Consider the following 21,493-nt stretch of genomic DNA (forward strand, 5'->3'; position numbering starts at 1 on the left):
ACGCAGCAGCGAGCCCTCTGCGACGGGGGCCTTGGTTGTTTTTCTCACCCTGGCGCGTGAAAAAAAAGCGTCCGTAGTGGGTTGTTTCACAAGGCTTTCCTGGCGCGCATTCCGCGCCTCGCCGCCGCCCTCCGAATGCCTTGGCACCGCCCTTGCTCTAGCGCCGATACCTTCCCTTCTTCATGCAGGATCAGCGCCTTGTTCAAGTCCAATGTTTTAGCCGGTGCCGTTGCACTCGCCGCCCTTAACCCGTCCTCGCTGGCTTTCGCCCAGGACAGCCGTGAACCCCGCGTCGAAGACGAGCAGCTCGACAGCGTGGTGGTGATCGGCACCCGCCGCAGCGATGTGACGGCGCTGCAGAGTTCGGCACCGGTGGATGTGATTTCCGCTGCCCAGTTGCAAGACTCCGGTGCCGCCAACCTGGGCCAGGCGCTGGCCAGCCTGTTGCCCTCGTTCAGCTTCCCGCAGAACGTCAACGGCGCCTTCGCCCAGGAGGTGCCGCCGGGGGTGTCACTGCGGGGCCTGGGTTCCGACCAGGTGCTGGTGCTGGTCAACGGCAAGCGCCGGCACACGGGTTCGACGGTGACCCGGCAGAACTACGCGGCCAAGGGCGGCGTGCCGGTGGACATCAGCCTGTTCCCGCTGGATGCCATCGAGCGGGTGGAAGTGCTGCGTGACGGCGCCTCGGCTCAGTACGGCTCGGACGCCATCGCCGGGGTGATCAATATCGTGCTCAAGGGCGCGGACCAGGGCGGCAAGCTGGGCTATCGCCTGGGTGAATACAAAAAGGGCGATGGGCTTTCGCGCAAGCTCAGTGGCTGGAAGGGTTTCGCGCTGCCGGGGGATGGCTTCCTGACGGTGAGTTTCGATGCCGGTGAGTCGGACCCGGCCAACGACACCAACCCGGACAATCGGGTGCCGGCCAGCAACCCCTTGCGTGACTGGCGCTTCGGCGTCGGCAAGGTGTCCGACCAGTACAACCTGCTGCTCAACAGCGAGGCCTCCTTGAGTGAGCGCCTGAGTGCCTACGGCTTCGCCACCTGGTCGCACAAGAACAGCGACGCCGAAGCCTCGCTGGTGCTGCCGGGAGATCGGCGCAACATTGCCGCGGTCTACCCCAACGGCTACTGGCCGGTGACCCGCTATCGCCTCGAAGACTACGCCGCCACCACCGGCCTGCGCTTCGAGGACCCGGGCCTGGGCAAGTTCGACCTCTCGGCCAACTACGGGCGCAACGAAGTCGACTCCACCTACTACGACACCCTGAATGCCAGTTGGGGCCCCACCTCGCCGACCCGTTTCGACACCGGCAGCCGCATCAACTCCCAGGCCAATCTGGGGCTGGACTGGGTCAAGGACTTCGAGGTCGATGGCCTGCACGGCCCGCTGACCCTATCCAGCGGCCTGGCCTATCGCTGGGAACAATACGAGTTGCAGGCCGGTGAAGCCGCCGCCTCGGAAAACCGCTGGTACCCGCACCCGGCGGGCGGCTTCTACACCCCCGCCAGCTCCGGGATCACCCCGGTGGACGCCGGCCGCCTGTCGCGCAATGTGTTCGGCGGCTATGTCGATGTCGAGGCCCAGGTCACCGAGAAATTCAACGCCGGGGTGGCCCTGCGCTCCGAGCACTATTCGGACTTCGGCGACACCACCAACGGCAAGCTGTCCCTGCGTTATGACTTCACCCCCAAGGTCGCGCTACGCGGCAGCCTGAGCACCGGCTACCGCGCGCCCTCCCTGGTGCAGGCCGGGTATCAGGCCTCCGGCATCCAGATCGTGCAGACCGGCGCGGTGTACGACTCGGTGTTGCAGCGCACGCTGCGGGCCGACGGCCCGATCGCCGCGGCCCTGGGCGGCAAGGCGCTGAAGCCGGAACAGTCGAAGAACATCTCCGTCGGCCTGGTGCTGCGCCCGCTGCCCGAGGCCAGCATCACCCTGGATGCCTATCGCATCGATATCAACGACCGCATCACCCCTTCCGAAAACCTGACCGGCGCGGACGTGGTGGCGGCCCTGGCGGCGGCAGGCATCACCGGCGTCAACAGCGCGACCTTCTTCACTAACGTCCTCGACACCCGCACCAAGGGCCTGGAGCTGGGGGGCAAGTACCGCCTCACCCTGCCCCGAGGCACCCTGGACCTGAGCGCGGGCTTTGCCCATACCGAGACCGAAGTCACCAACGCACGGGATGTGGGGCGCTTCGCCTCGAGCCGGATCATGGGCCGCACCGCCATCGGCGTGCTGGAAGACAACGTGCCGGAGAACAAGTTGATCTGGGGCCTGCACTACGCCTTCAACGGCTTCGAAGCCAACTTCAACCAGCGCCGCTACGGCGAGTACACCACCCGTGGCACCACCGCCAGCACCGACCAGACCTTCTCCGCGCAATGGATCAGCGACCTCGACCTGAGCTATCGCTTTGCCGCAGGGCTGCGGGTGGCGGTCGGTGCGCAGAACCTGTTCGACAGCCACCCCGACAAACTGGACGCCACCGGCAGCGGCCCCTACGGCATTGCCAAGTACTCCACGGTGTCGCCGGAAGGTCATCAGGGCGCGTTCTACTACACCAACCTGAGCTACGCGTTCTGATGCGCGCCCCGATCAAGCCTTGGCCCCGGCTGACACGGATGGGCGCCCTGCTCTGCGCCTGGCTGCTCGCCAGCAGCCTGGCCCAGGCCCAACCCCAGGTACTGGATGCCGGTCGGATCGGCCAGGGCCTGGATCGCCTGGCGGTCCTGGGCAGCGTACTGTACATCGCCGCTCACCCCGATGATGAGAACACCCAACTGCTCGCCTGGCTGGCTCAGCAGCGGCACTACCGCACCGCCTACCTGTCGCTGACCCGTGGCGATGGCGGGCAAAACCTGCTGGGTAACGAGCAGGGCAATGCCCTGGGCCTGATCCGCTCCCGGGAGTTGCTCGAAGCTCGCCAGGAAGATGGCGCCGAGCAACTGTTCGGCCAGGCCAGGGACTTCGGCTTCAGCAAGACCTCGGCAGAAACCCTGCGCGCCTGGGGCCAGGAACAGACCCTGGGCGATCTGGTCTGGGCCATTCGCAAATTCCAGCCCGACGTCATCATCACCCGCTTCCCCGGTGACAGCCGCGCCGGCCACGGTCATCACCAGGCGTCTTCGCTGCTGGCCCAGGAGGCCTTTCGCGCGGCGGCCGACCCACGCCGTTTTCCCCAGCAGTTGAGCGAGGTTCAGCCCTGGCAAGCCAAGCGCCTGCTGTGGAACACCTGGAAGTCATTTCTGGGCAGCGGCGACACCACCGAACCCGGCCAATTGCAGGTCGACATCGGCGGCTTCAACCCCAGGCTCGGCCTGAGCTATGGCGAAATAGCCGCCCTGAGTCGCAACCACCACAAGAGCCAGGGCTTCGGCAGCGCCGCACAGCGTGGACGACTGATGGAATCCTTTGCCCTGCTCGACGGCCAAGCCGCGCGACAGGACCTGTTCGACGGCGTGGACAGCACCTGGAGCCGCCTGCCCCAGACCCAGGCCATCGCCCGGCAGGTCGAGCGTCTGCAACGCGAATACGACAGTGCCGCACCGGCCAGGTCCGTGCCGGGGCTGGCCCAACTGCACAGGCAACTGCTGGGGTTACCCGCCGGCGTGTGGCGCGAGCGCAAGCTGCAAGACGTGCAGACGCTGCTGCTGGCAGCGGCGGGCGTGTGGCTGGAAACCACGGCCGATGCGCCACGCTTCCCGGCCGGCAGCGCCATTCCCGTGCGCACCGAAATCCTCCTGCGCAGCGCGGTCGAGGTGTCAGTGCTCAGTGCTGGCGAGCACCGTCCATTGCAGATTGACCAGCCGCTGCGGCTGAGCGGCTCGGCCCAAAGCCTGCAGGTCGGCACCCAGCTGGCCATCGCCGGGCAGGTGCTTGAGGTGCAGCGCGAGATCCAGTTCAAGCACGTCGATCCGATCCGTGGCGAGGTCTATCGCCCAGTGCAGTTCACACCGCCGCTGACACTGACCCCGTCGAGCACGGCCTACCTGTTTGGTGATGATCACAGCCGGCGGATCGAAGTCCGGGTGCACGCTTTCGCCGACGGACTCAATGGCGTGCTGCAACCGCAGGCCCCGGCCGGCTGGCGCATCACCCCCGAGCAGCAGCCGTTCAGCCTGCGGCGCAAGGACGACGAACTGACCCTGGGCTTCGACCTCGAACCCGAGGCTCACCCGCAGAACGGCGAGCTGCGCTTTCAGGCCAGGGTCGACGGCCAGGTGCTGGACAAGGCCCTGGCAACCATCGACTACGGGCATATCCCGGCGTTTGACTGGTTCCCCCCGGCCACCGCGACCCTGGTCAAATTCGACCTCAAGCGCGGCGGTGAACGCATCGGCTACCTGCCCGGTGCCGGCGACCGCCTGCCGCAGATGTTGCGGCAACTGGGCTATCAGGTCGATGAACTGAAGGCCGAGACCCTCACCCGGCAATCCCTTGCCGAGTACGACGCCATCGTCACCGGGGTCCGGGCCTACAACGTCAACCCGGCGCTCGCCGCGGCGCGCACCCAACTGCTGCAGTACGTCGAACAAGGCGGCGTGCTGCTGGTGCAATACAACACGCTGGCGCCCCTGCCTGCCGAACCGCTGGGGCCCTACCCCTTCACGATCACCCGCGACCGGGTCACCGAAGAGGACGCCGCGGTACGCCTGCTGCTGCCGGAGCATCCGTTGCTGAACCACCCCAACCCCATCACCGAGCACGACTTCGATGGCTGGGTGCAGGAGCGCGGGCTGTACTTCGCCAGCGACATCGACCCGCGCTATCAACGTCTGCTGGGCATGCACGACCGTGGCGAACAGAAACTGAGTGGCGCACTGATCAGCGCTCAGGTGGGCCGGGGCCGCTTCATCTACGCGCCGCTGTCGTTCTTCCGCCAACTGCCGGCAGGCGTGCCGGGCGCGGCCCGCCTGCTGGCCAATCTGTTGGCGAAGTGAAGGGGCATGCCACCTGAAGTTTCGGGTGGCAATCCAGGCTCCCTGAAGCACGCGCTTCTCTACAAGGCACCACGCCAATCCGTCGTGCCTTGCTAGACTGCGCCGCGCCGCAGACTGTCCACAGCAAATCAAGGGAAGCTTCATGAGTCATCCAGTTCCGGGCGTCACTTTTTCATTGAGCTCAACGGGGGACTTCTCGATACCGTCCCAGGCCCGGGCAATCATCCAGTGCCTTGACAGCGCCGTCGCCAGTATCCGGCCCACCCGCTTCGGCGCCTTCGAAGGGCGCCAGCCATTGGTCGATGTGGAAGAACCGCTGCGCTTTCTGGCGCAGCCGGGCACCTCGGCGACGGCGGGCAGCCTGGTGCTGGAGGCAGGCAGCCACCTTGGGTACCAAGTGCAGTGGAACCGCTCGACCCCGCCATCGTTTCCCTTCGTCAGTGGTTTCCTGATGCGCAAAGCCTTCAGCAAAAAGCCCGCAATGCTTGACGACTTCCTGGCTTTGATCAAACGGTTGGCAGCCTGTAGCAACACCCTGTATGGCGACATCCGCAGCATGGAATTCGCCGGCTGGGACACCCCATTCAACCTTCACCTGCGCCTGCCGGAAATTCCCAACATCTCGCTCTACGGCAAGCCCTATATCGAGCTGTTCGGCAGGCAAGCCATAGAAAGTGCGCCGTTCCAGCGTGTGGAGCAGCTTGGCGACGATCTCTATTGGCTGGAGGCCACCGCGCAGATCACCGACCCGGTGCCGGATGAAGTCCGACTGGCGATCCGCAGGCACTTTGGCGAAGACGCATTTATGGCCGGGAAAAAGTGGCGCTACAGCGAGGGGCGGCATCCGGCGTTTGGTTTTTGAGGAGTGGCAGCGGATGCAGTGCACCCGCTCCGACTCACCCCAAGACAGCTTATCCAGCCGCAAAAACCAAACCCCTGACCGGCTGAAGGGGGATTATTTCTCCTGCTTCACTTTGAAGCACTCGGGTAACAAGGCTTGAATAAATGCTTGTCTGGCGGCACCTGCACCATCGCCTGTGTGCACCTTCTGCGCCTGATCACCCAGGGCATTGATACAGGCACTGACAACCACCGCTGAAGCGACAGTTTTTTGTGCCTCGGACACGTTCTGCGCAGCCACGCCGGTTGAAAAAACCTTGCCGACTTTAACCTTCACACCATTATTTCCATTGGTGTCGGTGCCCTGGACCTTGGCAGTCTCTGCACCGGTATCGGCGTCGAACGAGCCATAGACCGAAATGGCGTCTCGTTTCTGGATACTGGCCAACTTCTCAAGGGCGCCCTTAACTTTGTCAGTGATGCGGGCGAAATTGGTCAGGGCAATTTGGGACGCAGCGTTTGCCTTGTCATATAGCGCTTTGGCATCATTTCCGCCTCCAATTATCTGATTATAACTTTTGTCATTATTGCTCAACGTAACGTACTTTCTCTCCACTTCGCTTTGCGTATCTGGCGGAGTACAGTCGATGAGGTTTTTATAGTTATTTTTCATAGGCTCATTTGGGTAGAACTTTTTACAGACGCCTGTACCCAACTCTGCTTTAAATTGCTCAATCATCGCCTGCAAACTTTGTATTTCTGTCCAGTCGGCTTTGGCCTTACCGGTCGTCTTGATACCGTCTTCCTTCAGTGAGAACGCTTCGAAATACGTTTTCATATCCACCGACTCTTCCGGCGTCAATAACTGAGTGGCACCCGCCGCGCTCGCCTGAGTTCCATAGATCCCGTAGATTTCCTTGATTTCATAGAGATCCTTATCGTATTTATTTCCAGGTTGCATGGCCTTGTCCAAATGCGGATTAGAGACCGCGACAGGCGCATAGGCGGCGTCCAGGTCCTTATAGCCGATCACGGCTTCCATGGATTCCGGCTGCGTAGGGGCGACCCCAAGCTTCACGCCAATCACGTGGGAAGATGTATAGACCAAGGGCGCTTGCTGCAAGGGGGCACACCCCGCTCCTGCCCCTGCCACCACCAGGAGCATGGCCCTGGTATTAACGAACGCTGACTTCCTTGTTTGTACAAACATATTCAGGATCCTTTTTCTGAAATGAGAAGTCTCGATTGGCGGGGCCGCCAGCAATAGATATCAGGAGGCAGGTGCCGCCGCTGATATCCTCTACCACTACTTGTTCAAACACCCCGTAACCCAGCGTCAGTGATTGATTGGAAAAGCCAAGGCCCAGGGTTTCACTTTGCACGTACAAGGGACGCTCAGTGGCGTCAATGTGGATATAGGAGATGCCCGGCATCCAGCGGGTTTCGACATTGCCGCTCTCGCCGATAATATGAACCACCGTGCAAGAGCACGTCAGCGAGATGGAAAGTATAAGTAGCCACCTGAGCATTAAGTGCATTCCAAGCCTTCAACATTTCGAATGAATGAGGGGGCTATACAAGCTGTTATAGGGATGCTCTTTTTTCAGGTAGGGCATTCTGCCATCAGCGTAGCCGGGGCTTTTCAGTTTGCAAGGCAGGCCTTGCCAGGCCATCGACCGCTGTTACGAGCTACAGACCTGGCTGAGGGTGGTTCCTCAGCCACCGCGGAACAATCCCGTTTCCTGCGCAAAGCTCTATGAATAACCTATACATAAATATATATTTGTATAGGTTTTAGACGATAGAACCACAGCGTATCCGGTGTTGCGCCCCCTCTTCCCGCCCGGATGACCTTCCGCTCACCCGACACTGGCTGGATCCACCCATGAATACGACTCGCCGACTGTGCCTGGTGCTGGGCGACCAGTTGTCATTTGACCTGGCCTCGCTGCAGGGGCTGGATGCGCAGCGCGACACAGTGTTGCTGGTGGAGGTGATGGAGGAAGCCAGCCATGTGCCCCATCACCCGCAGAAGATCGTGCTGATTTTCAGTGCCATGCGCCATTTTGCCCAGGCGTTGCGCGAGCGGGGTTTGCGGGTGCAGTACGTGACCCTGGATGATCCGCACAACACCGGCTCGGTGCCGGGCGAATTGCGCCGCTGGCAAGCGCTGTTGCAGGCTCAGGTCCTGTGCCTGACGGAGTGCGGCGACTGGCGCCTCGAACAGTCGATCAAGGACTGCGGGTTAAGCGTCGAGTGGCACGCCGATACGCGTTTTATGTGTTCCCGCAGCGAGTTCGCGGCCTGGGCCCAGGGCAAGAAACAGCTGCGCATGGAGTTCTTTTACCGTGAGATGCGGCGCAAATGCGGGCTGTTGCTCAATGGCGACGGCAGCCCGGTGGGCGGTGCCTGGAACTTTGATGCGGACAACCGCAAGGCGCTGCCCAAGGGAACGAAGGCGCCCTACCCGGCGCGGTTTGGCACGGACTCGATGACCCGCGAGGTGCTGGAGTTGGTGGCCGCACGCTTCTCCAGCCACTACGGCTCCCTGGAGAACTTCGACTACCCGGTGACCCACGCCGAGGCCCTGGCGCTGTGGGAGTACTTTCTGGATTTCGGCCTGGCCGGGTTTGGCGACTACCAGGACGCCATGGCCAGCAACGAACCGTTTCTGTTTCACGCACGCATCAGCGCCGCGCTGAATATCGGCCTGCTGGATGTCCGCCAGGTGTGCAGCGATGTGGAGGCAGCGTACTGGTCGGGCAGGATTGCCCTGAATGCCGCCGAAGGCTTTATCCGACAACTGATCGGCTGGCGCGAGTACGTGCGCGGCGTGTACTGGCTGAAGATGCCCGACTACGCCCAGGGCAATGCCTTCGGCAACCAGCGGCCGCTGCCCGAGTTCTACTGGACCGGCGCCACCCGGATGAACTGCATGCGCCAGGTCATCGGCCAGAGCCTGGAGCATGCCTACGCCCATCACATTCAGCGGCTGATGGTCACCGGCAACTTTGCCCTGCTGGCCGGGATCGTGCCGAGCCAGATCTGCGAGTGGTACCTGGCCATCTACATGGACGCCTTCGACTGGGTCGAACTGCCCAATACCCTGGGCATGGTCATGCATGCCGATGGCGGTTACCTGGGGTCCAAACCCTATTGCGCCAGTGGCCAGTACATCAAGCGCATGTCGGATTACTGCCGCGACTGCGCGTACAAGGTCACTGAAAGCACGGCCGACAATGCCTGCCCCTTCAATGCGCTGTACTGGCACTTCCTGATGCGCCACGGCGACCTGCTGCGGGGCAACCAACGCATGGCCATGCTCTATAAAAACCTCGACCGCATGCCGGAGGCCAAGCAGCAAACGCTCTGGCAACGCGGCCAGAATTTGCTCGCGGCGCTGGACGCCGGGGACCCGCTGTGAAAAAAAGCGAACTGCCGGTCAAGACCTGCGCGACCTGCGGGCTGCCCTTTGCCTGGCGCAAGAAATGGGCGCGGTGCTGGGATCAGGTGCGCTATTGCTCGGAGCGCTGTCGGCGGCACAAAGCCCGGTGAGTGTTGCAGCGCCGACAAAGGCGGATCGTCGCGACGATGCCTTGGGGTGGGCGCCTGAGACGCCCATCACCCTGCGCCTGGGGCCCGGGCTGCTACGCTGACATTCTCACCGGGGCTGGCGCTGCCCCAGGGCGCTGCTGATGGCCCCTGAGTGGGATTGGCGCCGGCTTTCGACGCCTACGCTTGAGGCCTATCGACTATGCAGAAACTCTGGAATCGCTATCTGGAACTGCTGGAAAACGATCTCAGTACGCAGATCTTCGACAACGTTAAAAACCTGATCGTCTGCGCCCTGCTGTTTGCCGCGGGGACCGAAGCGCTCAGGGGCACCCATGACCTGTTCCTGGGCCTGCTGGTTTCCAACATGGCAGGCTGGGGCCTGATCGGCTTATCGGCCCTGTTGTGGCTGCTCAATGTCAGTGATGGGGTTCGACGGCTGGCCAAGCTGGAATATCACCTGGCGCTGCAACTGGGCCTTATCGTGATCTACCTGGTGGTTGCGGAACGCATCGTGGAGATGGTCTGGGGGTTTCGCTCACGCTGAGGGGCAATGACCCCGGCCTGACAACCCGCCGTTGGCGTCGCTGGGCGTCAAGCCAGAGCATCCGCCCTAGGGCACCGTGACCTCGGCTTGCCCACTCGCCGCCAGTGCGGCGTGGACAAACCCTTCGGCCTTTTTCCGCTCGACGAAGGCCCTCACATACGCCGCCCCTGCCGCTCGCTGGCGAGGCACGGCCAGCGCCTGGCGGATCGCGGTGAACGCGCCTTCCAGCACCCGGTAACGCCCATCGGCAGCGGCAACCTTTTGCAGGGGCTGGCGCACACCGGCGGCGGCATCCAGGCCCTGGTCGAAGAACAGCTCCACCGCCGCCGCGGAGGTCTCGGCCCGCTCCAGTTGTGCATGCTGCAAGGTCCGACTGAGGAACAGGTCGTACGCCGCGCCCCGGCCGACCGCGAGGCGCAGCCCGGGCTGATCCAGATCTTCGACCTTGAGGTACGCCGAGTCGGTCGCAACCAGGTAGGTGCCTTCGATTATCACGTAGGGTTCGCTGAACGCGATCTGCTGCTCGCGCACCGGCTCGATGGCCAGGAAGGCCAGGGTCCAGCTGCCCTCCTCCAGCGCGGCAAACACTTTGCCGGCGGCGTCGAATGTCAGCATCTCCAGACGCCCCCCCAGCTCCTCGGCCAACGCCTTGGCCAGGGCCACGGAGACCCCGTGTAGCGAGCCATCCGGGTCCTGCTGCGCCAGTACCGGATTGCCGAGATTGATGGCCGCGCGCAGCACGCCGCCAGGGGCCAGGTCTTGAAGAACCGCAGGGGTGATTGCACTCATGATTTGCTCCAGGAGATCAGGTTGGGGTCGGGCCTTGTGTGCATCAGGCGTTCTGGCAGTTGAGTCATTCGAGGGCCTGGCTCAATCGTCCAGGGCTTCCTCGATCAAGGGGTCCAGCGCGACGCGTGCCGGGGCCGAGAGTGACGCGGCCAGGAGGTTGACCGCGTCGATCACTTCGTCGCGTTCCAGGGTGTAGAGGAAGCCATGCTTGCGATTGAGCCCGGCGATTACCTCGAGGAACGTGGCAATGGCTGCGGTGACCCGCTGGCTGTAGGCCCCCTCGTCGACCCGGACGGTTTCAGCCTCGCGCACCTGGCGCAACGCCGCGATGTAGGCCGCGTGCACCTTCTTGACCAGGGCCGGGGCAAACCCTTCGCGACCGTCCCAGTGCCGCAGCGGGTTGTCGAGGTTCTCCGCCAGCCATTCGGGCTTGCGCGGTTTGCTCAGTGTCAGGTCCACCTGCGGCGCCTTCTTGTACGCCTTGCGCACCGCAGCCGCGACGTCCGCCGGCAGGCTGTCCAGGCTCAGGCTGGTCAGGCTTGGCAGCGCAGCGGGTGCGGGGAAATCATCCGGGCTGTAGCCGAACAGGTCACAGAACCACAGCGCTTCGAGCTTCGGCAGCTCGCTCAATGACCCCAGCCCGCTCAGAGTCCCGGGGGCGCCGAACAGGTGCAGGTATTCGATGTGGGGGAAGGTGTCGACGACTTCGGCCAGGTCAAGTTCGCTCACCTTGGCCACAAGCAGCCCGCGCAACTGGTCGAGCCCGCGCACTGCCGGCACCGTGCCGGTGGCCTGCAGCGAGATCCAGCGTCCGTTCTGCTCGGCCACCACGGTCAACATGGGGCGCACATCAGGTGCCGGCTGGCCGCGCTCCTCGATGGCGCCGAAGCGGTTGAACGCGCCCTGGCCGTGGACGATCAGGGTGGTCAGGCTCTTGGGCAGGACCAGTCGTTCAAGGCCCGCGATGTCGATCACCAGCCGTTCAAGGGAGGTGGCCGAGAAGTCGAGCTCGCGCTGATCGTGCTTGAGCAACGACAGCTCGGTGACCAGGGGCGCGCTGCACAGAAAAGGTATCAGGTCGTCGCGCCAGGCGTGCAGGAACACCTGGTGCAGCAGTGGCCAGGCATGCAGTGAGGCCATGTTGAAATCGCCGCTGATGCGGTAGGCCGCGTCATCGCTGAAGCGCGACGCAGACCTGACGCGCATCTGCATCGGCTGGTCGTTGTCCTCACCGAGGAGCCCCGGAGCAGTGACCAGGGCGTCGCTGTCCAGGCTGGCCTTGAACGCCTGGGTCAGCTCGCCGGGCAGCGCGTTCCAGACATACTGGCGGGCGATGAGATCGCCGAAGCCCCAGCCGCCATAGCTGTTGGATTCGCTGCTGCCTCGCAGCGGCAGGTTGCCGATACTGCAATACGCCACGGGTACGGGCAGGGCCAGGTGCATGACGATTTCCTGGTCGTTCCAGAACATGAAGTTCTTCACGAAGCGCGGGGCATCCACCACGTCATCCAGCGTCGGCATCCGCTCACCGGTCCAGTCCAGCAATGCCACCGTGACCTGCTGCTTGTCGCTGTCGAGCGCCAGGATCTGGCACGCGCCAAAGCGGCCAATGCGCTCAATGGGAAAACCCAGCACGTCGCCAGGGGCCGGCATCTGCTTTGCCATGGGTGAAGTCCTCGATAAAGGCGCCGTCCTCGCGCCCGAACCGGCGAGTCTATAGGGCCGGCTTTTCAGTGGCGAGACCCGCCGGTGGCCGATGGCCAGATACCCACAAAGCCGCGCTGCCGATGGGCTTGGCGCGGCCGGCCAAAGCTGATCGCCGCGCTGTATGTCGTTTTGTTGATGAATCTGTATCTAACGCACGGCTGTCAGGCGCCCTACTATCGGCGCGCCATCGAGTCGACTGCTTCGGCGCTGGCCAATACCGCCAGGTAAAGGTTCGGCGCAGCACCGATTCCCTTCAATGCCTTCAGGAGTCACGCCATGCCCGAACTGTCCAACCTCATCGCCTACGGCCTGATCTCCCTCGGCATGGTGCTGACCCCGGGGCCGAACATGATTTACCTGATCTCACGCTCGATCTGCCAGGGACGGATGGCCGGGCTGATTTCCCTGGGCGGCGTGGCACTGGGTTTCCTGGTCTATATGCTGTGCGCGGCCCTGGGTATCACCGCCTTGCTGCTGGCGGTGCCCTATGCGTATGACGCCCTGCGCCTGGGCGGCGCGCTGTACTTGCTGTACCTGGCCTGGCAGGCAGTCAAGCCCGGCGGACGCTCCGCGTTTCAGGTCCGGGACCTGCCTCAGGACAGCCCGCGCAAGCTGTTCACGATGGGGTTTGTCACCAACCTGCTGAACCCCAAGGTCGCGGTCATGTACCTGTCGCTGATGCCGCAGTTCATCGACCCCACCGGCCACGGCTCGGTACTGGCCCAGTCCCTGGTGCTGGGCTCGACCCAGATCGCCATCAGCGTGAGCGTCAATGCGTTGATCGCGCTTATGGCCGGCTCCATTGCCGCCTTCCTCGCCAGTAAGCCGGTGTGGCAGTTGGTGCAGCGCTGGCTGATGGGCACGGTGCTGGCGGGCCTGGCGGTGCGTATGGCGTTTGAAGGGCGGCGTTGAAGCGGGTTGCTGGAGGTGGGTGCCTCGCCCCCTGATTCGGCCCGCCCCTGACCGCCCGCATACGACTGCCGGGCGCTCGGCAATAGGTCATGAACGCAGCCGGGGGCTACCCATACACATCGCTGGCAACGGCGGTGATCGCTGTTTGAGCGGGCCCCTGACGCAATTGCAAACGCATCCGAAAGCAGATGCTCCCCTGCCCGCCTGCCTCCAGCAGTTGCACATCCCCGTCATGCAACTGCGCGATCCGTTGCACCATGTATAGCCCCAGGCCCGCGCCCGAACTGCGCTGGGCCTGCTGGCCACGGTAGTACTTGTCGAACAGGCGTCCGCACTCCTGCTCGGGGATGGCCTCGCCGGGGTGCCGAATGCTCAGGCAGATGGCCGAGTCCTGCTCGAACAGCTCGAACTCGATCTGTGCCCCGGCCGGGGCATGGCGGTCGGCGTTGGCCAGCAGGTTGCGCACGGCCACGTGCAATAACCCGCTGTCGCAGATAAAGGGCCGCTCGGGCAGCGTGCAGTTGAAGCGGATCCGCCCCGGCTCGAACCCGGCCAGCACATCCTCGAACAGGGCTCTGAGGTCGCAGTCCTTGAACTGCGACATCGGGTGCACGTCGGCCATGCGGTCGTGGGTCAGGTAGTCATCCACCAGCGCCAGCAGGCGCGAACCGGCCTCGCGGATGTTCTGGCAACGGCGCTGGCTCTTGTCCACGGGCGCATCCAAGTGTTTGGCCAATTGCTGCGCCGAGGTATTGATGATGGCCAGCGGCGTGCGGAACTCATGGGACACCATCGCCACAAAGTCATTCTGCTGGGCGCGGATATGCTGTTCCTGCTCCAGGGCCACGCGCAAGTCCTGTTCGAGCAGCACGCGTCGGCCGATTTCCTCACTCAGCTGGCTGACCCGCACAGCCACCAGGGATTCAAGCCTCGCGTTCTGCTGCAAGGTCTGCCTGGCCGACTCGGCTTGCGCCTGCAGCTTGTCCTTCTTGAGGCGGTTGTAGTGGCTGATGATGCGCAGGCTCATCAGCGCCATATGAATCAGGGTGCCCGCCGCGGCGGCATTGTCGGTCCAGAAGGTCGCCGGCACGTAGCCCAGGTTGCGCAGGAAACTGATCACCACCCCGGCGTAATAGATGCCGAACGCCAGCAGGTAAAAACGTGCCGGGCGATGGCCGCGCACCAGCAGCCACAGGGCCATCCCGATATACAACGGCACCAGCGACAGCGCGGTCAGCTGAACGATCGGCATGGCATCGCGGTAGTGCCCGGCCATGACGATCAGTGCCGCAGGCCCGCAGAGCAACCAAGCGAGGGCGGCAAAGCCTCGGTGCAACCTGGGGTAGACCTGAGGCAAGCCCAATTGACGCCCGGCGAACACCACGCCAATCGGCACTCCCACCGCCAGCGCTACCCCCAGTAATGGATCGCTCAGGCTCACTGGCAACCTGAAAAGCTGCTGAGGCAAACCGGCGGTCAAGGCCTCGACCGCCACGCAGCAACTGACGTAACTCAGGTACCAGCCACTTTCCGGTGCCTGGGTCATGCGCCAGAACACACTATGGAAACCGATCAGCATCAGGTAAACGCCGAAATACAGACCGAAACCCAGGTACTCGTGGCGACTCATATCGGAAAACAGCTGGCGCGGTGCAAATTCCAGGCTGACCGACATGGCGTTCTTGGTCTGCAGGCGCACCAATAGCACTTTGACCTCGCCCTGGCGCAACTTCAGAGGAAACACCGCCGAGCGGTAGTCGATGGGCCACTGGCTGCGCGCCAGGTCCTCACCGGCTTTCTGCTCCTGCCAGGCCCCCTGTTTGTCGCGCTGAAACAGACGCACATCGTCGAGCAGGGTATTGCTCAGGCGCATCACCCAACGGTGTTCGCCCGGGTCCTGGGCCTCGACCTGCACTTGCAGCCAGACCGTGTTGGTGGTGTAGCCCGCGCTCAAGCTTTGCGGCAGCGCGCGCCAGGCCGGGGATTGCTCGGCCTCGGTCGGCGTCAGCCCCCCCGAGGGGTCGTCCAGGCGCTGCAAATAGCCCTTGGCATTGGCCGGGGCCGTGGCCGCGCCCAGCAGCAGAACCTGGGCCTGAGCCTGGGCGGTGACTGCGCAGAGCAGGAGCACTGACAGCCAACCCAGCAGGTTTTGCAGGATGGCGCGCTTTGCCACAGCCCTCAGGCCCAATCGATCAGCACTTGGATTCACTCAGTTTCACTCAGAAAGACCCGCCTCAAAAATGATGGCGCTTTGATACAATTATGCCATGACCCCGCTAATTCTCCTTGAAGATGAACCCGTACTGGCCGTGGAACTCGACGAGTTCCTTGCGGAGCATGGCTACGTCACGACCACGGTGGGCAGCCTGGCGCAGTTCGAGCAGTGTTTCGATGCCCAGGTTCATCACCTGGCGATCATTGACCTGGGCCTGCCTGACGGTGACGGGCTGCAGTTGATCCGGCGCTTGCGCCAAGCCGGGCATCGGCTCGGCATCGTCGTGTTTACCGCGCGTGGCAGTGTGCCCAGCAAGATCGCCGGACTTGGCGAGGGGGCCGATCATTACCTGAGCAAGAACTGCGACCTGGACGAATTGGCAGCGGTGCTCGATGCCCTGAAATGGCGTCTGAACCTGGACCGCAGCGAACAGCCCTGGCTGCTCGAACTCGGGCCCCGACGCCTGCTGGTCCCGGGCGCCGGCCCGGTGCGCCTGTCACAACAGGATCTGCTGGTGTTGCACTGCCTGATGCGCCAGGCCGGCAGCAACGTCAGCCGGCAAAGCATCGTTCAAGCCTTGGGCCAGGACTATCTGGACTATGACCAGCGGCGACTCGACTCGCAGATGCGACGCCTGCGGCGCAACATCGAGGAAACCTCCGGGCAGATAGTGCCGATCAATACCCTGCGCAACGCCGGGTATTGCTTCTACGCGCCGGCCAGCATCCGGCCCTAGCCCCACGAAACCTGTTCAACATCACCCCCGATGCAACCTCTAGCCGCTGCCGAGGCACGAGCCTGCGCTGGCCGGCGTGGTCGCCGTGGGGTGTCAGGTGCAGGTGGGTTGCTTGGACGGGCCAGCGCGGCCTGGCAGCAGCGGCTACAAGGCGCTCAGATTTGCTCAGTTTGCCGGCCAACGCTTCCGTTAGATTGCCTCGGTCTGTCACCTAAAGCCCAAAGAGGCTTCTTCGAGGAATCGAATGAACACTGCATTTCGCATTATCTGGAGCCACACGCGCCAGGCTTTCGTCGTGGTCGACGAACTCACCAGCGCCCGCGGGAAACGCAGCGCCAGCCGTCTGCTGCTGGCCGGCGCGGGGGCCGGACTGCTGGCCGCCGCCGGCCCGGCCATGGCTGCGCCCGCCTGCTCAGGGACCACACCAACCCTGTCCGGGGTCGCCTTGACGTCGACCTGCTCCATCGAAGGCGGTGCAAGCCTCACCGTGAACGGGGACAGCTCGATCACCACCGCCGGCACCAACGCCATCAACACGGCAACGACTCCCGGCTACTGGAGCACCATCAGCAATGGCGGCTCCGTGACTTCGGAGAATGGCACCGCGATTGCGATCGGCGCCGGCAGCGGCACCTCCATCACCAACCAGACCGGCGGCAAAATCAGCGGCTATGACAACGCGATTGTCTTGAGCGGAGGAGCCTCCAGCCTGAATCTGGGTGCCATCGCCAACTTCGGAAGAATCACCGCTGTAACCAGCACCGGCTCGGCCGTGAACATACTCAAGGGCGCCGCGCTCTACTCCATGCTCAACCGCGGCACCATCTCCGGCGGCACCGGGGTGAACCTGAACGGCGGCACCATCCGCACCGACCTCTATAACAGCGGCGCCATCACCGGCGACCGATTCGGCCTTCAGGTGACCAATGGCAGCAAGGTGGAAGGGGTGATCGAAAATACCGGGTTGATTGGCGGCAAAACAGCCGGCATCAATCTGGCCCTCGATGACGACGGAGGCTCGGGCACCGGCTCCGTTGGCTGGCTGATCAACTCCGGCACCATCAAGAGCGATACCGGAATAGCCGTCCAGGTGGATAAGGGCGAGATCACCGGAGGCATCTCCAACGATGCAAGCGGCATCATCACCGGCGCCATCGGCATAGCCTCGCAAGGCACCAAGATCAACGGCCCGATCCTCAATAAAGGAGTCATCCAGGGCACGGCGATGGGTATCAGCGTCAACGGTGGTTCAGTCAAGGCAATCGACAACAACACCGGCGGCAGAATCGCCGGCCAGGCCTACGGCATCATCCTCACCAACGGTGCCACGATCGATACGATCACCAACAGCGGCATCATCGGCGGCGCCCTGAACTCCATCAAGGTCGACTCCGTCACTTCAGGCAGCCTGGCCAAGCTGGTTATCGACGGCAATGACACCGCTCGCTTCATGGGCGCCGTCGACGCCAAAGACACCGATGTGCTGTTGCGCAAAGATGCGACCTATACCCTCACCGGCGGCGAAGCCTTCACCATCAAGAGCTTTTCCAACGACGGCACGCTGCGGGTCGCCTCCAGCGCCGGGGTCACGGCCAACTTCAACGGTGACTACTCGCAAACCGGCAACGGCACCCTGAAGATCGGCGTGGCCGACGATAACCACTTTGGCAAGTTGGCTGTAAGCGGCACCGCGACCTTGCAAAGCAACGCGAACATTGTGGTGGACGTCAGCAATGCCAGCACCAAGTTCAACGTGTCGCACATGGACAAGGTGTTCAGTGCCGGCACCCTGGTCAGCGACGGGACCTTTGCCGTCAGCGACAACTCACTGCTGTTCGATTTCGGCGCGATCAAGAACGGCAATGCCATCGACCTGACTCTGAAGGCGGCGGCCACCACACCGGTCGATCCGGTCGATCCGACCAACCCAACGGACGGCCCGGGCCCCAGCGTCGAACATGTGGTCAACCAGATGGGCAACTCCCCAGCCGGCCCGGCTGCCCGTGCACTAGACCGGACCTTTGCGCAAAACCCCAACGGCGAACTGGCCAGCCACTTCGTCGGCCTGACCACCGGGCAGCAAGTGTCCGACGCCGTGACCCAAACCTTGCCCCTGCTGACCGGCGGTACCAGTGCGGCCACCAGCAGCACCCTTTCCGGCATCAACCGGGTGATCCAGGCGCGGCAGGCCAGCAACAGCGGCTTGTCCTCCGGTGACGCTCCGGCGGCTGAACAGAACCTGTGGATCAAGACCTTCGGTTCGTGGGCCGATCAAAGCGAGCGCAGCGGGATCTCCGGATTCGACGCCAACACCCAGGGCCTGGCCATTGGTATCGATGGTGCCTTCTCCGAGCAGGCGCGCCTGGGTGTGGCCTTCGCCTACGCCAAGACCGACATCGACAGCGACTCCCATGTCGCCCCACAAGACGCGCAGATCGACACCTTCCAGTTGATCGGCTACGGCAGCTACGCGCTGGCCCCGGATACCGAACTGAACTTCCAGGTCGACGCCGGCAAGAACCGTAACCAGGGCAAGCGCCACATGCCGTTCGCCGACGCCACCGCCAAGGCCGATTACGACAGCTACAGCGCCCACGCCGGGGTTGGCCTGGGCCACACACTGCGGTTCACCGACACCATGACCTTCGTGCCGTCGGTACGTGCCGACTACACCTGGATCGGTGATGAGTCCTATCACGAGAAAGGTGCCGGGGCGCTGAACCTCGACGTCGACAGCCGTGACGCGCAAGAACTGGTGCTGAGCGTGGACGGCAAGCTCAATTACAACCTGGGCAGCAACACCGTGCTCAGCGCCAACCTGGGCGTGGGTTACGACGTGCTTAACGAATCGACGTCGATCTCCTCGACCTACGCCGGCTCACCCACCGCCGCCTTCACCACCCGTGGCGTGGACCCTAGCCCATGGCTGGGCCGCGCCGGCCTGGGCTTGACCCACACCCTGGATAACGGCACCGAAGTCAGCGTGAACTACGACGCCGAATCGCGCAGCGATTACCTGAACCAGGGTGCGTCGGTGAAATTGCGCTGGGCGTTCTAAGCGCCAGGGCAAGCCGCAGCAACAAAGGCCACAATTTCGATTGTGGCTTTTTTATTTGCGTGGATCGGCTTCGCGCACTGGAGCACGCCCTGTTTACCGAGCCACGAGTCACAGATCGCCACTCATGCCGGGCCGCCATAATAACGATACAAATCGGCATCCGGCCAAACCTCGTCATAGGCGCTCAACACGCTGGTCAGCGCTTGACTGCGCGGATCCACGGAAGACTGAAGCACCGCACTCACGTAGTCCCTGAGCTCGAACCACTGCAGCTCGCGCATGCAGAACGCAACGGCTTCGAACGGCGCGTTGCCGACGTTCAATATCAGCTTGAAGCGCTCCACAAATCCCGCCCGACACTGCGGGTGCCGTTTTACGAAATTCAAGATATCGATGAGCGTTGCCTCATAAGACCGCTCCCCTTCCTCGCCAAAGGCAGACTGCGCCTGCTGGCACAGCCGATCGAACTGATCCATTAGCGGCTTCATCGTGTTCCTGACGGTCGTTGATTGGCGTGGGGATCACGGTAACAGGCTCGGCAACGAAAAAAGGAGCCGAGGCTCCTTTTTTCAAACATCGACAGACGTCGAAGGTGCTGGCGAAATCAGTAACCCGCCCCGCCCTCCGGTTTGCCACTGACAATGCTCACTCCCGAACTGGTGCCCAGGCGAGTGGCGCCGGCTTCGATCATGGCCACTGCAGCCGCGTAATCACGCACCCCGCCCGACGCCTTGACCCCCATCTGCGGGCCGACGACGCGGCGCATCAGGGCGATGTCTTCGGCGGTGGCGCCACTGCGGCTGAAGCCGGTCGAGGTCTTGACGAAGGCCACCCCCAGTTCACGGCAGATTTCACAGGCGCGGATCTTCTGCTCCTCGTCCAACAGGCACGTTTCGAGGATCACTTTCAGCGGCACCGAGCCGCAGGCTTGATGCACCGTGGCGATGTCGTCGCGCACCGTGTCCAGCAGCCCCTCTCGCAACGCGCCGATATTGAGCACCATGTCGATCTCGCCCGCACCTGCGGCAATTGCCTGTTGGGCTTCGAAGGCTTTACTCTCGCTCAGCCCGGCGCCCAGCGGGAACCCGACCACAGCGCAGACCTTGACGTTCTGCCCGCTGAGCAATTGAGCGGCATAAGGCACCTGGCCCGAGTTCACGCACACGGAATAGAACCCGTACTCCTGCGCTTCTTTGCATAACACGGCGATCTGCTGCCGCGTCGCGTCAGGCGCCAGCAAGGTGTGGTCGATAAACTGTGCAAGTGCTGCGGGTGTGATTGAGGTCATGAAATCCGTTCCTGGTGAAGGAGCACGATGGGCGTAATACGTTAGAAAGCTCGCCCAACAGATGTTAATATAATACCAACAAATGATGTAATTACAACATTACTAGCCGATCGGAATGCCTGTGGAAAGCAAACAATCAGAACGCATCAAACTGATCCAGCAAGCCCTGCAGGACCAAAAAGCGATCCACCTGCGGGAAATGGCCGCGTTGCTGGAAGTCTCGGAAATGACCCTGCGCCGGGATCTCAACCGCTACCCGGACAAGTTTCATCTGCTCGGCGGACATATCACCCTGGCCTTCGACCCGGCCGACGCGCCCGACTACAAGGTCACGGAACAGGGCACCCGCCACGTGGAAGAGAAACGCCGCATCGGCAAGCTCGCGGCTGCATTTATCAAGAGCGGCGACACGGTGTTCTTCGACTGCGGCACCACGGTACCTTTCGTGATTGATTTCATTGCCGATGAACTGGAGTTCACCGCGGTCTGCAACTCGCTCAACGTGCTGCTCAAGCTGCAACAGAAGCCCAACTGCACTATCGTCCTGTGTGGCGGCACCTTCCATCGCAAGAACCAGGTGTTCGAGCATGCCGACGAGAGCAGCATCCTCGACAGCGTGCGCTTGACCTGGGCCTTTATCTCGGCCGCAGGCGTCAGCGAAACCTTCGGCGTGACCTGCTTCAACTTCAATGAAGTCGCGGTCAAGCAGAAGGTCTTGCGCCAGGCCCAGCACTGCATGCTGCTGGCCGATCACAGCAAGTTCGACGTCGTGCGCACCGCCCATTTCGCCACCCTGGACCAATTCAACGTGGTGGTCTCCGACAAGAAACTGCCCAAGCCTTACCGCGAACTGATCACCCAATACGGCGCGCAGTGGGTGGTCTGAACCACCCTCGCCGCCGC

17 protein-coding genes are annotated in these 21,493 nt (G+C 63.0%); 10 read left to right on the top strand and 7 right to left on the bottom strand.

Translation table 11 applies throughout. From position 1 onward, the window contains the following. Positions 1 to 198: 198 nt before the first annotated feature. The 3 genes from JFU57_RS26865 (at position 199) to JFU57_RS26875 (ending at position 5,808) form a co-directional block, all read left to right on the top strand. Positions 199 to 2,589, top strand: a complete 2,391-nt coding sequence (locus JFU57_RS26865) for a TonB-dependent receptor plug domain-containing protein (RefSeq protein WP_078468897.1) — start codon at positions 199 to 201, stop codon at positions 2,587 to 2,589. Positions 2,590 to 2,627: 38 nt separating this feature from the next. Next, complete coding sequence (locus tag JFU57_RS26870; RefSeq protein WP_201131392.1) at positions 2,628 to 4,946, top strand: PIG-L family deacetylase; 2,319 nt, start codon at positions 2,628 to 2,630, stop codon at positions 4,944 to 4,946. 295 nt (positions 4,947 to 5,241) lie between these two features. Further along, a complete protein-coding gene (locus JFU57_RS26875; protein ID WP_201131393.1) occupies positions 5,242 to 5,808 on the top strand; it encodes a hypothetical protein in 567 nt (188 codons plus the stop codon). 93 nt (positions 5,809 to 5,901) lie between these two features. Here JFU57_RS26875 and JFU57_RS26880 read toward each other — a convergent pair whose 3' ends face one another. Beyond that, complete coding sequence (locus JFU57_RS26880; protein ID WP_201131394.1) at positions 5,902 to 6,996, bottom strand: hypothetical protein; 1,095 nt, start codon at positions 6,994 to 6,996, stop codon at positions 5,902 to 5,904. Beyond that, positions 6,962 to 7,324 (bottom strand): hypothetical protein, encoded by a 363-nt coding sequence (locus JFU57_RS26885; RefSeq protein ID WP_078468887.1) that lies wholly within the window; start codon positions 7,322 to 7,324, stop codon positions 6,962 to 6,964. The genes JFU57_RS26880 and JFU57_RS26885 overlap by 35 nt, the downstream gene beginning before the upstream one ends. A 347-nt stretch (positions 7,325 to 7,671) precedes the next feature. Between JFU57_RS26885 and JFU57_RS26890 the strand changes: the two genes are divergently transcribed. From JFU57_RS26890 to JFU57_RS26900, 3 genes are all read left to right on the top strand, one after another. Next, a complete protein-coding gene (locus tag JFU57_RS26890) occupies positions 7,672 to 9,210 on the top strand; it encodes a cryptochrome/photolyase family protein (RefSeq protein WP_201131395.1) in 1,539 nt (512 codons plus the stop codon). Beyond that, positions 9,207 to 9,341, top strand: a complete 135-nt coding sequence (locus JFU57_RS33350; protein WP_078468885.1) for a DUF2256 domain-containing protein — start codon at positions 9,207 to 9,209, stop codon at positions 9,339 to 9,341. Before JFU57_RS26890 ends, JFU57_RS33350 begins: the two co-directional genes overlap by 4 nt. 199 nt (positions 9,342 to 9,540) lie before the next feature. Next, positions 9,541 to 9,885, top strand: a complete 345-nt coding sequence (locus JFU57_RS26900; protein ID WP_201131396.1) for a hypothetical protein — start codon at positions 9,541 to 9,543, stop codon at positions 9,883 to 9,885. Between the two features lie 66 nt (positions 9,886 to 9,951). On the opposite strand, the gene JFU57_RS26905 is transcribed toward JFU57_RS26900, so the two are convergent. Further along, positions 9,952 to 10,674, bottom strand: coding sequence for a transporter substrate-binding domain-containing protein (locus JFU57_RS26905; protein ID WP_201131397.1), 723 nt, complete (start codon positions 10,672 to 10,674; stop codon positions 9,952 to 9,954). An 81-nt stretch (positions 10,675 to 10,755) separates the two neighbouring features. Further along, a complete protein-coding gene (locus JFU57_RS26910; RefSeq protein ID WP_201131398.1) occupies positions 10,756 to 12,339 on the bottom strand; it encodes a hypothetical protein in 1,584 nt (527 codons plus the stop codon). A 318-nt stretch (positions 12,340 to 12,657) separates the two neighbouring features. Between JFU57_RS26910 and JFU57_RS26915 the strand changes: the two genes are divergently transcribed. After that, a complete protein-coding gene (locus JFU57_RS26915) occupies positions 12,658 to 13,293 on the top strand; it encodes a LysE family translocator (RefSeq protein ID WP_078468881.1) in 636 nt (211 codons plus the stop codon). A gap of 106 nt (positions 13,294 to 13,399) precedes the next feature. Here JFU57_RS26915 and JFU57_RS26920 read toward each other — a convergent pair whose 3' ends face one another. Beyond that, positions 13,400 to 15,466, bottom strand: a complete 2,067-nt coding sequence (locus tag JFU57_RS26920) for a 7TM diverse intracellular signaling domain-containing protein (protein ID WP_201131399.1) — start codon at positions 15,464 to 15,466, stop codon at positions 13,400 to 13,402. A 94-nt stretch (positions 15,467 to 15,560) separates the two neighbouring features. Here JFU57_RS26920 and JFU57_RS26925 point away from each other — a divergent pair, with 94 nt between their 5' ends. Both JFU57_RS26925 and JFU57_RS26930 read left to right on the top strand, forming a co-directional pair. Next, positions 15,561 to 16,244, top strand: a complete 684-nt coding sequence (locus JFU57_RS26925) for a response regulator transcription factor (protein WP_078468879.1) — start codon at positions 15,561 to 15,563, stop codon at positions 16,242 to 16,244. 244 nt (positions 16,245 to 16,488) lie between these two features. After that, positions 16,489 to 19,302 carry an autotransporter domain-containing protein gene (locus JFU57_RS26930; RefSeq protein WP_201131400.1) on the top strand — a complete coding sequence of 938 codons (2,814 nt, stop codon included), beginning with the start codon at positions 16,489 to 16,491 and terminating at the stop codon, positions 19,300 to 19,302. Positions 19,303 to 19,424: 122 nt separating this feature from the next. Here the strand turns inward: JFU57_RS26930 and JFU57_RS26935 are convergent, their stop codons facing one another. Continuing rightward, positions 19,425 to 19,778 (bottom strand): hypothetical protein, encoded by a 354-nt coding sequence (locus JFU57_RS26935; RefSeq protein ID WP_238596113.1) that lies wholly within the window; start codon positions 19,776 to 19,778, stop codon positions 19,425 to 19,427. A 128-nt stretch (positions 19,779 to 19,906) separates the two neighbouring features. Continuing rightward, positions 19,907 to 20,590 (bottom strand): deoxyribose-phosphate aldolase, encoded by a 684-nt coding sequence (gene deoC / locus JFU57_RS26940; protein ID WP_201131401.1) that lies wholly within the window; start codon positions 20,588 to 20,590, stop codon positions 19,907 to 19,909. 115 nt (positions 20,591 to 20,705) lie between these two features. Here deoC and deoR point away from each other — a divergent pair, with 115 nt between their 5' ends. Then, complete coding sequence (gene deoR / locus JFU57_RS26945) at positions 20,706 to 21,476, top strand: DNA-binding transcriptional repressor DeoR (RefSeq protein WP_078468875.1); 771 nt, start codon at positions 20,706 to 20,708, stop codon at positions 21,474 to 21,476. The last annotated feature ends 17 nt before the right edge of the window (positions 21,477 to 21,493 follow it).

It is taken from the genome of Pseudomonas sp. TH07 (assembly GCF_016651285.1).
Lineage (GTDB): Bacteria > Pseudomonadota > Gammaproteobacteria > Pseudomonadales > Pseudomonadaceae > Aquipseudomonas.

What these genes read in the sequence shown, in the direction of transcription:
- JFU57_RS26870 (WP_201131392.1), top strand. Translation starts at nt 2,628, where the DNA reads ATGGGCGCCCTGCTCTGCGCCTGGCTGCTCGCCAGCAGCCTGGCCCAG.
- JFU57_RS26880 (WP_201131394.1), bottom strand. Translation starts at nt 6,996, where the DNA reads ATGTTTGTACAAACAAGGAAGTCAGCGTTCGTTAATACCAGGGCCATG.
- JFU57_RS26885 (WP_078468887.1), bottom strand. Translation starts at nt 7,324, where the DNA reads ATGCACTTAATGCTCAGGTGGCTACTTATACTTTCCATCTCGCTGACG.
- JFU57_RS26890 (WP_201131395.1), top strand. Translation starts at nt 7,672, where the DNA reads ATGAATACGACTCGCCGACTGTGCCTGGTGCTGGGCGACCAGTTGTCA.
- JFU57_RS26900 (WP_201131396.1), top strand. Translation starts at nt 9,541, where the DNA reads ATGCAGAAACTCTGGAATCGCTATCTGGAACTGCTGGAAAACGATCTC.
- JFU57_RS26905 (WP_201131397.1), bottom strand. Translation starts at nt 10,674, where the DNA reads ATGAGTGCAATCACCCCTGCGGTTCTTCAAGACCTGGCCCCTGGCGGC.
- JFU57_RS26910 (WP_201131398.1), bottom strand. Translation starts at nt 12,339, where the DNA reads ATGGCAAAGCAGATGCCGGCCCCTGGCGACGTGCTGGGTTTTCCCATT.
- JFU57_RS26915 (WP_078468881.1), top strand. Translation starts at nt 12,658, where the DNA reads ATGCCCGAACTGTCCAACCTCATCGCCTACGGCCTGATCTCCCTCGGC.
- JFU57_RS26925 (WP_078468879.1), top strand. Translation starts at nt 15,561, where the DNA reads ATGACCCCGCTAATTCTCCTTGAAGATGAACCCGTACTGGCCGTGGAA.
- JFU57_RS26930 (WP_201131400.1), top strand. Translation starts at nt 16,489, where the DNA reads ATGAACACTGCATTTCGCATTATCTGGAGCCACACGCGCCAGGCTTTC.
- JFU57_RS26935 (WP_238596113.1), bottom strand. Translation starts at nt 19,778, where the DNA reads ATGGATCAGTTCGATCGGCTGTGCCAGCAGGCGCAGTCTGCCTTTGGC.
- deoC (WP_201131401.1), bottom strand. Translation starts at nt 20,590, where the DNA reads ATGACCTCAATCACACCCGCAGCACTTGCACAGTTTATCGACCACACC.
- deoR (WP_078468875.1), top strand. Translation starts at nt 20,706, where the DNA reads ATGCCTGTGGAAAGCAAACAATCAGAACGCATCAAACTGATCCAGCAA.